The organism is Sphingobium mellinum, from assembly GCF_037860795.1.
Classification (GTDB): domain Bacteria; phylum Pseudomonadota; class Alphaproteobacteria; order Sphingomonadales; family Sphingomonadaceae; genus Sphingobium; species Sphingobium mellinum.
This window is the reverse complement of the sequence record NZ_JBANRK010000035.1, coordinates 1-15,249: the sequence shown is the minus strand read 5'-3', so window position 1 is coordinate 15,249 and position 15,249 is coordinate 1. Positions and strand designations below refer to the sequence as shown.

14 protein-coding genes are annotated in these 15,249 nt (G+C 53.5%); 2 read left to right on the top strand and 12 right to left on the bottom strand.

The window, feature by feature from the left end:
• The first annotated feature begins 364 nt into the window (after positions 1–364).
• Positions 365–1,579, top strand: a complete 1,215-nt coding sequence (locus tag AAC640_RS17860) for a hypothetical protein (RefSeq protein ID WP_340268729.1) — start codon at positions 365–367, stop codon at positions 1,577–1,579.
• 2 nt (positions 1,580–1,581) lie between these two features.
• Positions 1,582–2,367, top strand: coding sequence for an ABC transporter permease (locus AAC640_RS17855; RefSeq protein WP_340268727.1), 786 nt, complete (start codon positions 1,582–1,584; stop codon positions 2,365–2,367).
• Positions 2,368–2,423: 56 nt separating this feature from the next.
• Here the strand turns inward: AAC640_RS17855 and AAC640_RS17850 are convergent, their stop codons facing one another.
• The 12 genes from AAC640_RS17850 to AAC640_RS17795 form a co-directional block, all read right to left on the bottom strand.
• Positions 2,424–3,269 carry a WcbI family polysaccharide biosynthesis putative acetyltransferase gene (locus AAC640_RS17850; protein ID WP_340268725.1) on the bottom strand — a complete coding sequence of 282 codons (846 nt, stop codon included), beginning with the start codon at positions 3,267–3,269 and terminating at the stop codon, positions 2,424–2,426.
• Positions 3,270–3,277: 8 nt separating this feature from the next.
• Positions 3,278–4,789, bottom strand: a complete 1,512-nt coding sequence (locus tag AAC640_RS17845) for a GSCFA domain-containing protein (protein WP_340268723.1) — start codon at positions 4,787–4,789, stop codon at positions 3,278–3,280.
• Positions 4,790–4,957: 168 nt separating this feature from the next.
• Positions 4,958–6,805, bottom strand: a complete 1,848-nt coding sequence (locus AAC640_RS17840; RefSeq protein ID WP_340268721.1) for a glycosyltransferase family 4 protein — start codon at positions 6,803–6,805, stop codon at positions 4,958–4,960.
• Positions 6,806–6,831: 26 nt separating this feature from the next.
• Positions 6,832–6,975, bottom strand: a complete 144-nt coding sequence (locus tag AAC640_RS17835; RefSeq protein WP_340268719.1) for a hypothetical protein — start codon at positions 6,973–6,975, stop codon at positions 6,832–6,834.
• Positions 6,972–7,217: a hypothetical protein gene (locus AAC640_RS17830; RefSeq protein WP_340268717.1), complete on the bottom strand. Its 246-nt coding sequence runs from the start codon at positions 7,215–7,217 to the stop codon at positions 6,972–6,974. Before AAC640_RS17830 ends, AAC640_RS17835 begins: the two co-directional genes overlap by 4 nt.
• A 149-nt stretch (positions 7,218–7,366) precedes the next feature.
• Positions 7,367–8,608 (bottom strand): HAD-IIIA family hydrolase, encoded by a 1,242-nt coding sequence (locus AAC640_RS17825; RefSeq protein ID WP_340268715.1) that lies wholly within the window; start codon positions 8,606–8,608, stop codon positions 7,367–7,369.
• Positions 8,608–10,032 carry a hypothetical protein gene (locus tag AAC640_RS17820; protein WP_340268713.1) on the bottom strand — a complete coding sequence of 475 codons (1,425 nt, stop codon included), beginning with the start codon at positions 10,030–10,032 and terminating at the stop codon, positions 8,608–8,610. The genes AAC640_RS17825 and AAC640_RS17820 overlap by 1 nt, the downstream gene beginning before the upstream one ends.
• A gap of 40 nt (positions 10,033–10,072) precedes the next feature.
• Complete coding sequence (locus AAC640_RS17815; RefSeq protein WP_340268711.1) at positions 10,073–10,732, bottom strand: ABC transporter ATP-binding protein; 660 nt, start codon at positions 10,730–10,732, stop codon at positions 10,073–10,075.
• Positions 10,733–10,790: 58 nt separating this feature from the next.
• Positions 10,791–11,978, bottom strand: coding sequence for a polysaccharide biosynthesis/export family protein (locus AAC640_RS17810; protein WP_340268709.1), 1,188 nt, complete (start codon positions 11,976–11,978; stop codon positions 10,791–10,793).
• A 152-nt stretch (positions 11,979–12,130) separates the two neighbouring features.
• The gene (locus AAC640_RS17805; RefSeq protein WP_340268707.1) at positions 12,131–13,141 is read right to left on the bottom strand and encodes a GDP-mannose 4,6-dehydratase; all 1,011 of its coding nucleotides are present in this window, start codon (positions 13,139–13,141) and stop codon (positions 12,131–12,133) included.
• A complete protein-coding gene (locus tag AAC640_RS17800) occupies positions 13,141–14,001 on the bottom strand; it encodes an NAD-dependent epimerase/dehydratase family protein (RefSeq protein WP_340268705.1) in 861 nt (286 codons plus the stop codon). The genes AAC640_RS17805 and AAC640_RS17800 overlap by 1 nt, the downstream gene beginning before the upstream one ends.
• Positions 13,998–14,999: a GHMP family kinase ATP-binding protein gene (locus AAC640_RS17795; protein WP_340268703.1), complete on the bottom strand. Its 1,002-nt coding sequence runs from the start codon at positions 14,997–14,999 to the stop codon at positions 13,998–14,000. Before AAC640_RS17795 ends, AAC640_RS17800 begins: the two co-directional genes overlap by 4 nt.
• Positions 15,000–15,249 lie beyond the last annotated feature (250 nt).

The following is a 15,249-nucleotide window of genomic DNA, read 5'->3' as shown; positions in this document are numbered from 1 at the left end:
AAGCCCGTGGCAGTATCACTGCACAGCCAGTTTTTCCTGCCGGTGACCAAGATTCCGATATCGCGCTCATCGCGATCCCGGAATGCAGTCTGCAGCCTGGAGAAACTCGCCGACGTCCTTGCCGGCATTGCCCGATGAACGTGGACCCTCGGTGCCCGAACGAAGCTCGTTTGCCTTACGACCGATCTATCAGATCAGATTTGCCATCATGCAGCGACCCCGTATCGACTGCGAAGACGACCATATTCGCGGTAAATGACGTTCCCGACCAAAAAAGGCCTTATGTTATGAAGCGCGATTTAGATGACGCCGATCCACACGTGGGTTCCGCATAGTTTCTTTGCTTGCGCTGGAAAAGTCGCTATTGACCCTCGCGGAACGCCGCCAGCAGAGGGAGGAAATCGAACCAATGCTGCAAAAACGTATATCGGCAATTGCCTTGTGGGATGACAAATTGAAAAGTAAGCGTTTATTGTCGGATGGCTTGAAGAAATTCAAGAATATCGGCGTTTCATTTCATTTAATAGTTTCGCTGCCTCTTGTATTGTCGACGTTATACTACTGCGTTCTGGCGTCCGACATATACGTGTCAGAATCTAGTTTTGTTATTCGTAATTCGGATACGCCAAAGATCAATGGTCTCGGACTCATCTTAGGTGCAGGAGTTTCTTCCAGTAACGATGAGAATGCTTATGCTGCGCGGGCCTATATGATTTCTCGCTCTGCTTTGAGCTATCTCGATGAGAAAGATTATATCAAGAAGGCATACACTCGACCGCAAATTTCAATTTTCAACCGATTCAACTCTTTTGGCTTGAACGGTACATTCGAGGATCTTTATCGTTACTTCGTCGATATGGTTCAGATTGAACATGACCGTTCCACGTCGATTACGACGGTTCGTGTTCGCGCTTTCACCCCTTCGGATGCCCAAAATATCAACGTGAAGCTCATGAAGCAGGCCGAGAAAGTGGTTAATCAGCTAAATGAGCGCGCACGCGCCGATATGATTGGCTTGTCGAGGAAGGAGGCCGAGGCAGCGCAGGCACGACTACAGCAAAGTTCTATCGCGCTTGCTGCCTATCGCAATAGACAAGGTGTCATTGATCCCGAGCGGCAGGCCTCCGCTAGCATCGAACTGATCACCAAGCTGCAGGGTGAGTTAGTGGCAGCTCGTACGCAATTGTCCGAACTGCGGTCCATAGCGCCCAATAATCCGCAGGTTAAGGAGATAGAGTACCGCATCGCGGCGTTGAATCAGGGGGTGGCCGAGGAGCAGGGCAAACTGACCGGCAACCGCAATTCTATGGCGACGCGCGGCATCGAATACCAGCGTCTGCAACTCGCCAATACGCTGGCGGAAAAGGAATATACCATTGCCTTGAATGCGCTTCAGGAAGCTCGCAACGCCGCAGACAAGAAGCAATCTTATATCGAAACGCTCTATCGGCCCAACCTGCCTGATGAGGCAGCAGAGCCTCGCAAACTGCGGGGGGTAGCTTCAGTGCTGCTGTTTTCGCTCGTGCTTTGGGCGCTAGGCCGCATGGTTGTCGCCGGCATTCGCGAACATCGGGACTGACCGTGCAGCACGCCGCAACGTTTCAAAGCTTCTTCCGCTCACTCCGCATCCAGTGGAGAGTGATTCACGCCCTTCTCATGCGTGAGGTGCTGACGCGTTACGGGCGGCACAATATCGGCTTCCTTTGGCTGTTCGTCGAGCCGATGATTTTCACCATCGGCGTGACGGCGCTGTGGACATTCATGAAGGCACTGCACGGCGCGGAAATACCCATCGAGGCATTTGCCTTGACCGGCTATTCGAGCCTGCTGGTGTGGCGGAACATGCCTGCGCGCTGCATGTTCGCCATCACGATCAACGAAGCGTTGATGCATCACAACAATGTGCGCGCAATCGATATCTATCTTTCCCGCATTTTGCTCGAGGCGATCGGGACGACCATGTCATTCATAGCGCTCAGCCTGCTATTCATGGCGATAGGGTGGGTGGATCCTCCGGAGAATCTCCTCAAGGTCATGGCGGGTTGGGCATATCTCATCTGGTTCGGTGCATCGCTCGCAATGCTGCTGGGCACTCTTTCCGAGAAATACGAAATTGTCGAAAAGCTTTGGCATCCGGCATCCTACCTCATGTTTCCCTTTGGAGGAGCCGCGTTTCTGGTAGACGCTACGCCGGTAGGCGTGCAGCCTTATCTGTTGCTGCTGCCGCAGGTAAGTGGCACGGAGCTGCTACGAGATGGCTTTTTTGGATCAAAGGTCCATGCCCACTATGACCTGGTATATGTTACCGCGGTGAATATGCTGTTCATGCTCGTGGCGCTAGTCCACATGCGCAAAATACAAAAATAACCTCTTCTCTATAGGGCATCGCCCAAGTCCCGAAGGCTTATGCTTATCTAATACCCTTAGAGGTGCTTCGATACAGAATCGACATAACTCTTATAATGTGGGTGGGGAACGATCGGATTGCGAGGATCGCTATCATATACCTCAAACGATTTTATAATAAACTCGTTAAGGTCAATGGGCCGATACGTGTCGTTCTTAAATATGTAGCTACCTTCTACGCCCAGTTCTTCACCGATTTCGGGATAGATTGCGAAATGTGGGGCAAGCTGCAAGTTGTCGTGCGGTATAATGCCGCCGGAGATCGGGGTCCTGCCCTGCATGCGTACCAGCTCTTTTGCGACATCGTGAAGCGCATGAATTCGCGGATGATTTGAGCTGTGCATAAATGGGTGATCCCGACCCCAACGGCGAATGGGATCGGCAATGTCTATGCCGGAATCAGCCATTTCCCTGATCAATCGGTCTCTTTCCGATACCCATATGGACATGTACCCGCACCGTTCGTAAAAGCTGCCGTTGAAATGGCGTAAAGTGTCGGAGATGCTCATCCCATTCATATAACAGGCATAGGCAATTGCTGAATGATAATCACCTAATGGGCCTAACAGCACTTTTCCGTCCCGCTCCAAATAGACTAAATCGGGATGATAAGCGCGGAAAAAGACTGCCGGTGCGGCAACATGATCTGCGATCTTGTCAATTTCGTCGGCTGGTAGAAGGTCAGAAACGCCGGGATTGATGAACAGTTTGCTGTAACTGCTCATTTCGTTTCCGAAACGCTTGGGGTCAGAATTGAATTGAGCAAAATCAATCCCCGTGACAAGCACGTCTGGGACCAATGACTGGATGCAATTGGCAAGGCCGACAGTTTGACACGCCGAGATGACTAACCATTTTTCCATAGCTAACATCAATTCCGTACCTTATCCAAAATTTCTTCATCGCAGATGATCGTCGACATAGAAGAGTTTGTAGCGATCTCGCGTGACAATTCTGGGGCTTCTGTTTCTGATCCCTCGATATAGTGTCTCATGAAGCACCGCATTACATGAGACACCCCGCGCATATTCACTTCACGATAATCCGCCTCATAATAGAGGCCTCCTGATGAGCTTCCCGTGATGATCTCGAAAGACGGAAAATAGTCTACCCAGTCGAACCGCTTCAACGCTTTTTCCGAGGCGACCCGCAATACTGATTTGCTGTACACCGTGGAAACCAGCACCGAACGCGGCTCATAGGTTGCGATGAGCGGGACGGGTGAAACCGTCAGCAACACCTTGGCATTTGGGTTGATCGCGTGAAACTTGTCGAGGAATTCTTCGAGCGCACCATAGGTTTGTTCGAGATCCAGATTGATGAACTCATACCTGTCGGCATCCCAGCCCCCCCCCACGACACCTGGCGCGGCCGAAAAAACTGAGCCGTCCTCCTTGGATTGCCAAGTCTCTGTCAGGCCGAGCGTAAAGACGAAGATGTCGGTGTCCTCGAATAGGCGACGAACCGCCGCCAGGTGGCTTCGCCGGTCAGCCAGTACAGCCTCTTCGCTGGCGAAGCCGTTGGGCTGGACCTGCTGCCGATAAGGATCGACAAACCGGCCATCGGGGCGGATCCATGCCGTTTCGGCCGGCGTCCGCATTCCGAAAGCTTCATCAAACAACTGAAGCAGTTGCACTGTAGTGTATATATTGCCGTACCGGGCAGAAAAGGTACCATAATTATTGGGAGCCCGTTCGCGTTCATCCAACATTTCGCCCTTCTCGGTGACGAAATAGTTGAAGCCGGCGGCGGAGATGCGTCTTGATATATGTTGGGCGAAGCAACTGCCGGCAGTGCCTACCCGCGCGTTCTGCGAAATCCGGAAACGCGGATTTGTGACCGGATCGACCCGGAAACTCTCGACCGCAGAAATCGAGCGGCGCCAAAACTGATGTTCCGGTAGCCCCTTATAGGGATTGCCCGCATTTTGCCGCCCAGAGGCCTCGCGCCCGTTAACCTTGATGTTGAAGACGAACAAACCAAGATCGCGAGTGTCCTCGCTCATGTCTCGATTGGCCGGCTTTGAAGGTTTATCTATTTCAAAATCAATTTCTAACGGCTTATTGGCAGCGGTTCGATCAAGGGAGATGGGTATGTCCAGCCGAACGCGCTCGAGATGTCGCTCAAATGCGAAATCGCCCACCTTTGCGCCATTTACGCTGATCGCAACGGATTGTCTGCCCACATCGTTCGGCACGAAAGGTGATGCTTCAATCTCGATTGCTAACGCCTGTGGCCAATCGGTTTCATTATGGAGTAGAGCATGCGCGATGGCCCCATCACTCCACCGACCGGTCCTTTCGGTTCCGAAGAAACCCTTCAATGTCATTGCTTGATCGGTCCGTGAGAAATCAAAGACCCTGGAAAAGGGTGGGGTTGTCATCAAAACCTCTTCTCTGGCGCTACCAGTGACGGAAATTGCAATATCATCCTACCGATGGTCCCTGCCCTTGGGCAAGTGACATCGATCATGCCCCGTCCACTTACAATGCTGAACCTTCCATGATGGCCAGAGTGAGATGCCTCCGGCTACGCATCTGGAGGGGCGCGCTCAGGTGCTTGTATGCACGGTAGATCCGTACCGCAGGACCAAGAAACGCTGATCCACAAGGTGCAGGTCTTCAAGGATATGCAGTCCGTAGTGATAGATGCTCACTTCAGCAGCGTATTTATCTTCCAGTAGAAGCGTATTCATATAGTCATTCACGTTCTTGCCTAGGCCTGCCTCAAGAAATCCTTGCCCCATCGCTATGAAATCCAAAAACGCCTCAGGGACGATCACACGGGCGCCAATTGGCAAAGTGGATATGATGTCAATCAGCGATTTCAGTTCGTCTTTGCCGCCGCTAGGTAAGCACGTCAGGCAAAGGCTGGAATAGCTTGAGAGATCAAGGCCCGGCTCAAGCACGTTCAGGGGCTGGCCGATGGCATTCAGCATGGACAACTGCAAGGCTCCGTTCAGTTCCGGCCTTTTCCCGTCGGAGCGTCGCATTTCCCGGTGAACGATCGAGAGTATTTCGCGATCGCCCATTAGAGGGTTTGTAAGGGAAATGCCTTTTCCGTTGCTTTCAAGAATAACTGCCACATGGCCGCCGCTCGCGCGTTTCTTGGGGAACCAAGCGTCGTTTTCTCGGCGGATGGCTAGGCGCTCGACCGCCTTGCTGCGGCGGGTGACGTAATTGTGCATCTGTTCCGCGACGATCCGGCAATAGTCCGCACTATAGCGCTGCATTCTATAAAATGAGACGTTCGCGCGGGCCGCTCGCTGCTTTTCTCTCAAGAACTCTGGATTGCGCGTGATGTTACGCAGAACCTCGGCCACTGCATCGTCCTCTGCGCCATCGACAGCGAATGGAACCCGAATGACACTGTCTTCATGCAGATCCACAAAGGATCCAATCTTGTTCACCAGAAGTGGAACGCCAACGGCGAGAGCTTGGCAAGCAATGCCACTGCTTTCACCAGCCGTGGGATAGCGGAAGTTGACGACCACATCGCTTATCGCAATGAATGTTTCTAATTCCACTTCGGGCACATAGCGGTCAACCAGTAGCACCCAGCCGCGACGCTCCAGTTCAGTAATGCTCTTCGCGCACTGCTTACGGACTTCCGCATCCCATTTGCCGACAAGCAACAATTTCACATCGGCATCGGGTTCCAGCCTGCAAAATCCCTCCAGCAGTTCGGGAAGGCGCTTATGAAACGCCTGAAAGCCCATTACGCCGAAGGTGATCGTCTTTTCAGTAATGCCGAGTTCGGCGCGATGTTGAGCTAGATCCCTGCGGTCGTCCAGCGGCGTCAGCGGATGAAGGAAGTTCGGGATCAACGGGACACTATGCACCGGGAGATCAGGGAATTTTCTGCGGAAATTTTCTGCCTGATATGGTGAATGTGTAATTATCCCTGAGGCATATTGGAGGATGGCTCGATTGAAATAAGCAGCATGCACGCCGGTCGCGGCGAGGCGCGGCTTGTTCCAGTCAAGAGAATTTTTAAGCATGATCGCATTGGATATGCCGATTTCCTCTTCGATGAACGTATGCTTCAGTCCAGTAGTTTGGCAGAGCAACCAGAATAAACTGATGTCATGCATAAGGACTGTGCCAGGATGGCGGAGAAAACACTCTGCAATCCATCCAAAGTGATCGTTGTTCGCCAGCTGATATAGTATGAAATCATCTTCAGCGCGATCATACTGGAAGTAAGCATATATGTTCTGAAGGATCGGCGCCCGTCCTTCTGGAAAGAAATCCATTTCCTCTTCTGTCAGAGGAAACAACTTGTCGGAGAGAATGACGACGTCGTAACTCTCGCACAATGCTCGAGTCATGAGGAGCGTATGATTGCGGCACCAAAGATTGTCCGGCTGCATCACCGAAACGATATGGATCTTCTGCATGATGGTTCTCTTATCAGGAACTCGTGTCAGCGTTTCTGCCTGCGCTCATCGAGAGAAGCCATCAAATTGGTGATCTCGCGTTCGAGCGCAGTAAGCCGTTTAATCTGCTGATTGAGCAGATCAGCCAAAAGCGTCCGGTTCGCTGGCAACTTCGGGCGCAATTTTATCATTTATGGCCTTCTTTATCAATGATCTCGGCCATTTGCCTTTGAGCAACCCAAAGATCATGCTCGAGAGAAGCCAATCTCTTGTCCAGCGTCTCGATGAAGCCAATCAGTTCTCTGTCTTCAAGCGTCAGGCCGCCGGGTTGATCCTCTGAGTCTTTGATCACGCTTGCCCCGCTAGTTGGATTGCCTGGTAATTCCGTGTTGGCCGTTTTCAGCCGATGGACCAATTTTGTCAGCTTTCTCATGCGCCTCCTGTAACATTGATCGTTGATGTGGTCACCATCGGTAATAGTTTAGTAGGTTCGGGCTTATTGGATGGCGCAGCGTTTTTTGCGTGAGCATGTCGAGATTCGCCCGCCGCAGCGCAATTATCTTAAACGGGAGTCCTGTTTGATCAGGTAGAAGCGGCAAATAGTGCATGGCCCTTTTCGTCGCTCAGAATTTTCCGGTGCAGATTCCCATCATTGAAATGGAGAAAAGTAACCCCCGCAGCGTCGGCCGCAGCAGCGTCGCTGGATTGGTCACCGACGAACAGGCAGCGCGAGAGATCCAGATCATGCTGTCGCGCAGCGCGCAGAAGCATGGCGGGTTCCGGCTTGCGGTCGAACGGGACCTGGATTCGATATGCTTCTGCTACCGCATCAGGATGGTAAGGGCAGAGGTATATCGCATCGACAAATGCGCCAAATGCGTGAAGTTCTTCCTGCATCCAGGCATGAAGGGAAACCGCGTCGCATTCACGGTATTTGCCACGTCCGATCCCCGCTTGATTGGTTATAACGATTACGGCATGCCCCGCATCGTTGGCGGCTCGAATGGCCTCCTTTGCGCCATCGATCCATTGCCAATCTTCGCGTCTGTGCAAATAGTTGATGTCTCGGTTCAATACTCCATCACGGTCCAGGAAGAGGGCGGCGCGACGACGGCGGGGTAGCTCAATCCGACAGCGTTCAAGAGTTTCAGGAAGGCCTATGTCGATGAAATATCCCTCGACGCGCACCGAACCCAATGTACCTGCCTTTACAAGGTACGGAAAAAGATCAGTTTCGATAGATGCAGGATATTTCGAGATCGTTGACAGCGCCCGATGACGGATCGCATAAACGCCACCGTTGATGACGCCTTGCTGTCCAAGCCTGCTCTCGTCCTTTTCCCTGAATTCGGTGACGAGGCCAGCTATGTTTGCTTCCACAGATCCGTAGCGGCCGACATCTTCAACGGTCCGCAGCGCAATCGCGGCATCGAAATGCGGCGAACCTTCAAGTTTTGACGCAAGCGCGCGAAAGTTGATGTCGAAGAAAGTATCGCCGTTTGTCACAAGGAAGGCGCCGGCAAGCCGCTCGCCTATAAATGTCAAGGCACCCGCTGTCCCGCGCGCTTCGGGCTCAACGAAAACCGAGATATTGGCGCCGTTGCAGTGGGCATGATGGTAGCGCGCGGATATCTGATCCCCCAGATGGCCCGCGACAATCAAAATGTCGACAAAGCCCTGCCGGGCCGCATTTTCTATGATGTAATCAAGAAATACCCTCTGCTCGGTAATCGCCATCATAGGCTTCGGGGTGGACCGGGCATGCTCTCCAAGACGCGTGCCCTTGCCGCCCGCCAGAATGACGAGTTGTCGAATGGAAGGCATCAGGATGCCGCCTCCGAAACCTTGGGGTTTGCTGCAATATTCAATGCTGGCGTAGGAAGTGGCGTAATCCCATTGTTGTGATTCAATATGACCCGAAAAGCATCGTTGAACTGTTCCACCCCATGTGTCGAGACGAAATCATGAATGCGTTCCACCGAAACGCGCACATTCTGTCGCAACAGGTCAGCTAAAGCTGTGGCATCGCCATCAAAATACACGACTGCATCACCATAAGCTGTGAATGCGCCGATAGGCGATGTGATCACGGTTTTTTTCATCTTAAGCAAAGTGGGAACGACACCACTACTTTCACCGAGATTATGCTTCCGAAGCTGAATCGCGATATCGCATTCAACCATATCGTGCTGGAAATCGGCTTCATTAGAATGGTGCCGACCGTCTATCCAGGAAGGTGGTTCATTGCCGAAGTGACGATCTAAATACACCTTGCTGCCATAACCAGATAGAATGAGGCGCACGTTTCGGCCTTCGTTTACCAAAATTTGGCAAGCATGTATTACAACGTCCGTCAATTTATTGAGGCTTGGGCAGCCGTAGGAGCCGATTATCAACTCGCCACTACTTTCGGATTCGCCTAATTCGGGATCAACCCCCTTCTCCAACTCGAAAACCGGATGGTATAACACCCCAACATGCAGGGCTTGATCGCCGCAATTCGAGAGAATCATCTCTTTTGCGGCCAAGCTGTTGACAATGAAACTGCGTACACCGAACATATGAGAAATAATTCGCGGCCCGAATATCCCAGCATCGATAAAACAATCGAATACATGTTTGTTGCTGCCAACGATGTCTTTAACTTTCCTTCCATGCAGTTCCGCGAGTCGCGTCGCAAATGCCTGTTCGGTTAGGCCGAGGACGTGACGCGTGACGTTAAAGCATGCGGGGTCATGAAGATAACAGTGGACACTCTCCGATCCGAAGCCCTCAATAAAATTTTTGAGTGCTTTCAATAACACTACGTTATGGTCTGAATTGCCGATGACAAACACGATGTTGCGATAGGGGCGCCGGAGATGATTGAAGGATAAGCTTTCCAACGAGAAGAGGTTGGCACCTGAATTCTTACCGGATATGATACGCATTGCATGAACGATCTTGGAAGGATCGGTGATGTGGGTGTAGATGTCGACGTCTTCCGGCCAAACCGACAAGTGGCTTTCGGAAAAGCGTGCAATGCCTGTTTCGTCTGGTGGTAGGCACGTAATAACTGCGAGTTCGGCTCCACTGTGAGGATTGGCACATTCCTGAATGAAGCGCTCGAGCTGCAATGTGGCTATAGCTCCGCGCAATTCGTCAATGTCCCTACGGATTTCCCGATCACGGTGCCCTATCAACGTGTAGTGCGCTTCCTTCCCAAAGGATCGGATCGCCCGCAACTTACGCCAAATATTGAACTTCATCGGTATAATTCCGTCCATATCGTCATACGCTTCGCTACAATCATTCGAGCAAAAGTATTCTGTGATAGAAATGATATGCTTCATCTACGTCCACGAAGCTGCTAATCTTTCCATTTTCTAGAACATAGACGCGGCTGCAATGCTCACGAATAAAGCCTGGATCATGTGATACAATGATCATGGCTTTGTGCCGGCGTTTTTCAAAGAGCTCCGTGCGAGACTTTTCTTGGAAACGGGCGTCGCCAACAGCGACGACTTCGTCGATTAAGAAGCAGTCGAAATCCACCGCCATGGAAATGCCGAACGCGAGACGGGATAGCATGCCTGAGGAATAATTTTGCAATGGTTCGTACAGATAAGCACCAAGTTCCGCAAAGTTGTCGACGACCTCGATCTTGTCCTTGGTACTGACGCCATAAACCCGGCAGATGAAGCGGATATTGTCCACTCCTGTCAGACCTGTCTGGAAGGCTCCGCCGAACGCAAGTGGCCAGGACACCGACATGCTTCGGTGAACCTTTCCCTGTGTCGGCCGTTCTGCGCCGCTGATGATCCGGATCATCGTCGACTTTCCGGCGCCGTTCCGGCCTAGAATGCCGATTTTCTCCGACTTTTCTATGGATAGGTTGATATTATCCAACACGGTCTTGGGACCGCGACGGGTATCGTAAAGCTTGGTGACCGATTCCAGCGTGATCATGATGCCATGCCTGCTTCGGTCAAGTCAGGTGGAAACATTAGCAGGTGTAAGGCAGTTATCATGGCACGATCGTGGAGACTGTCACCACCGGTAGAACGGATGATGCAATCACGTTGACGAATTTCTGGAGATCGGCGAGTGGCGCGTTGGAGACGTACAGGATGTCCTGATTGCGTATAGGAAAATTCTGGGCGGCAAAAAATAGTACGGGATCCCGAAGATTGATGCGATAGATGACCGGTATCTTTTCCCCACCGGCGTCGCTGCCCAGCGCTGCTGGGGACTCCATTCTAAAGATAAAGACGCCCGATACATTTGCCCGCATGTCTTGCAGCCCAGAAACGCGGCCAAGTGCCTGAGACAAAGTGATACCAGTAGCTTCGAAGGGAATCTCTTCATTGCGGCCGGTAGCGCCCAAGGCGGTAAAGCTGTATGGCTGGTAGAGCGCGGTCACGAGATCGTCGGGCTGAAGGCGGATATTTTCCGGTGGATTGGCAATGACGCGCTCCAGCGGCATGGAAACCGTGCGGCTGTCACGCGTCACTTGAACGGTCATTTTCCCGACCGGCTGCCGGGTTCCGCCTACGCTTGCCAGCACATCAAGCAGGCGTTCACCTTTGGGTGTCAGGGCTACACGTGAACTGTTGTTCACTTCGCCCATCACGGTCACGCTTCGGGAGGCGCTGGTGATGATCTTCACCAACGCTTGCGGCGCGTGAGCCTTGCCGGCCAAGCCTTTCTCTATCGCCTGGCCCAACTGGGTGGGCGTGCGACCGGCGGCCTGGACAAGTCCCACGAACGGGATGGAAATCTTGCCTTCGGGATCGACCATCTGTTCGGTCAATTGTGAACGCGGACTCGCTGTTGCCCCAGACCCCAGATTGACAATGCCTCCACCGAACAGCACCGCCGGGGGTGCTTCCCAGAGTTCCACGTTCACGATGTCGCCTCGGCCGATAAGCGACCCGACAGGCGTGCCATCACCTAAGGTATCAGAAAAGCTCGCCTGAACCGTGCTGGCTGCAACCCTTTTGGCCACGGTAGCGTCAAGGTCAATGATGCGAATGGGGTTTTCGCCGACCATGCGGTCTGCGCTGCGGTTGATGGTGCCGGACCCCGGGCCGCCTGCTGGAACAAAGGAGCATCCTGACAGCAAGGCAGGCATCGCACAGGCAAGGAGCGCCCATTTTCTGGCGGTAAACCTAAGACCTCGGCGGCCAGCAGTAGGCTTGATATAGATAGGCAAGGGTGACCGTCCAGTAGATGGGCTATAGAGCGGGCATAACCGTTGCCACAGGGCAAGGCAATGGCGACCACCCCGCCTTATCGCTCTGGTCGCCGCACGGTGTTCCTGTCTTTCGATCACTGCGCGGTCGTTGTCATGAAGCCACATGAGAATCAGCGAGTCAGGAAGTTGCCCTCGCGCGCCACCCGCTCCCGCCAATATTCGAGCAAGTCCCCCATTGTCTTTTCAAAGGAAATTTCGGGCTTCCAACCGGTATGATCCTGGAACTTCCTGATGTTGGGAACCTGAAGGTCGGCATCGATCGGGCGGAGCCGTTCCGGGTCGGTTTCCACGCTTATGTTTTTGACCTTCGAAAAGGACAACAAAGTGTCGAGCATTTCACGCACCGAAGCGACGTGATCGCCGCCGATATTGTAATAGGCACCCGGCGTTGGCTCGACCGTAACGAGCATGTAATATGCGCGCACCGCATCCCGCACGTCTGCCCAAGTGCGCAGAGAGTCGAGATTGCCAGTCTTCACAACCGGCGGGATCAGATTGTTTTCGATGAGAGCGATCTGCTTTGCGAAGGTGCTCTCGGCGAACACGTCGCCGCGGCGTGGGCCGGTATGGGTGAACATGCGCGTGGTCATGACCTTCATGCCATAGGCCTCGCCATAATAGCGGCCGATGAGGTCCGTTCCCACCTTGGAGATCGCATATGGCGATGCGGGGTGGAAGGTGCATTCCTCGTCAATGGGCAGCTTTTCTTTCGGCACGCGACCAAAGACTTCCGAAGACGCGCATACGTGGATCACGGACTCAGGGGCATGCCGCCGCAGAGCGGCGAGTAAGCGTTCGGTCCCTTCGATATTTGTGTCGAAGGTCTCAATCGGCGCGTCGAAGCTGGTCTTGGGATAACTCTGCGCTGCGAGATGGAAGACGTAGTCTGGTTTGCTGTCACGCACTACCTGATCGAGCGACAGGGAGTCCCGGAGATCTCCATAGAGTAGATGCATCCGGTCCTTTGCGTTGATGCGCGGGATATGATGATGAATGTTAGTCAGCGGGCTGCGCCACCGACACAGGCCATAGATTTCCCAGTCCGTGTTTGCCAACAGGTAATCCGCAAGGTGAGATCCCACCATTCCGGTGATGCCCGTAATGAGCGCCTTCGATGCCATCAACGATCTCCGATGTTAAAATCTATTTGGATTGCTTGAACGATCGACCGTAAGGGTCGTCCGAGAAGAGACTCAAGCCGGGTGGACACGAGCTGGATTTCCCGCGGCCTGTCTTTGAAGAAATCAGGGCTGGGAGAAATCTCCCGAATGTCAAGCTGTGGGGCAACCAGGCGCTTGATGGCTCGTGCGATGTCCAGCCGGGAAACCGAGCGGCTCCCGCCGAAATTGATCACACTCTCCGTACTCTCCCAACGGGCATGCAGTGCGAGAAGGCCGTCTACTACATCCTCGCGGTGGATCACGTTGCGCGCAAACGGATGGAATATGTCGGCCGTGCTGCCATTCGCGGCACAATCGAGTAGGTAGCGCGTGAACTTGTCTTGTCGTGAGAAGACATAGGAAAGCCGCGAGACCTTGAAGCCCGGATCGCCATAAAAGCGGCGTTCCACCTCTAGTTTCATTTCGGCGTAGGTGCCGACCGGCCTGCAAAGGGCGTCTTCGTCGACAGGCAAAGGCGCTTCGCCATAGACAGCATCGGATGAAAGAAAAATGACATGCGCGCCTCGCGCAAGCGTTTGCTCTATGAAATGCGTCGTGCCAGTGACATTGATGGCATAGGCATTGTCGTAGTTATTGGAGCAGTGATCCGGGCTGGAGACCGCAGCGGTCAAAACGACCGTACAATCTTTCGAAATTGCTTGATAGTCGAACTTCTCTGCATGAGCCAGGTCCAGGGATAATAGATCATTCCCGCCCAAAGATGACGTACCTGCAGTCATGAGTCCGCGACGGCCCGCCTCGGCGATGACCGCGGCGCCAACATATCCCTTTGCTCCGACGACGAGGACTGAACCGTTCACGCCCACCGAGGATACTCCCAACTCGTTGCGGCCTCGACAATCAAGCGGCAGGTTTCGGTTTGCCCAAGAGCGTGTTCGTTGATCAGATGCGCAACCTGACTGCGACGCGTGGGATCGACCAAAAACATGGCGAAGCCACCGCCACCAGCACCCGACAATTTGCCCGCCAACGCGCCGTTCGACAGGGCGATATCAAACAGCTTCTCAACTTCGGGCGAAGAAACGGCGGCGGAAGTTTGCTTCTTTGCTTCCCAACCGCGTGCCAGAATTCGGCCGACTTCCGGCATATTGCCGAACAGCAGCGCCTCCTTCATCAGCGTTGCTTCGAGCTTGAGTTGATGCATTGCCTCAAGCGATTTTCCGCCGCTGCTTATGGATTTCGCCTGAGCGTCTATGATGTTGGCCGACTGGCGCGAGCGGCCTGTAAATACCAGTAGGATCGACGATTCTATCTCATTATGGATGTCCGGGCGAATGCGAAGTGGGTTCACCACGACGCGGTCGTTCGCGTAAAACTCCATGAAGTTGAATCCGCCAAAGGCGCAGGCATACTGGTCCTGCTTGCCACCGGCGAGCCCGAGATCATTCCGCTCGACGGAATAAGCGAGGCGAGCGAGGTCATATTCGCCCAGGGGAACCGCGACGAGTTCGCTAAGAGCCAGCACCATCGCCACTACGAGCGATGAGGAGGATCCGAGGCCGGAACCCAGCGGTGCTTCCACCTCTGTAGTGAGCGTGAGCGGTATTCGGCTTCCTCCGTTGAATTCATCCATGATCCGGCGGTAGACACCGTAGTGGAGCTTGAGGCGGCTATCTGCTGCCGGTTCAGCGCCGACATTGAATGTTTCCGTCACACCCAGATCGCTGGACCGAAATTCGACCATATCGTCGGATCGGGGCTGAACCGTGGCATAGGCGAACTTATCGATCGTTACGTTGAGGATCGCGCCGCCATATTCATCGCAGTAGGGCGACACGTCAGAGCCGCCGCCGGCCAAGCCCAGCCTAAGCGGTGCGCGTGCGCGTATCAGGAAGTCATTGCTTGTGCGGCCGGATCTCGGGGTACGCAGAAATGAGGTCGCCATACTATCACTTTGCCCTAACAATCGTCATGTGCATGCTTCGTCCGCTTGCCTTCGCGATGGTTGAGTTGCCTTGCGCTCGCCCTGAGGTCAAGGCAGGGCAAGGTCCAAATCCCTCACAACGTCATTATTGAAACGAAAAAGATGCGTCGGGCTGTCGAGGCAA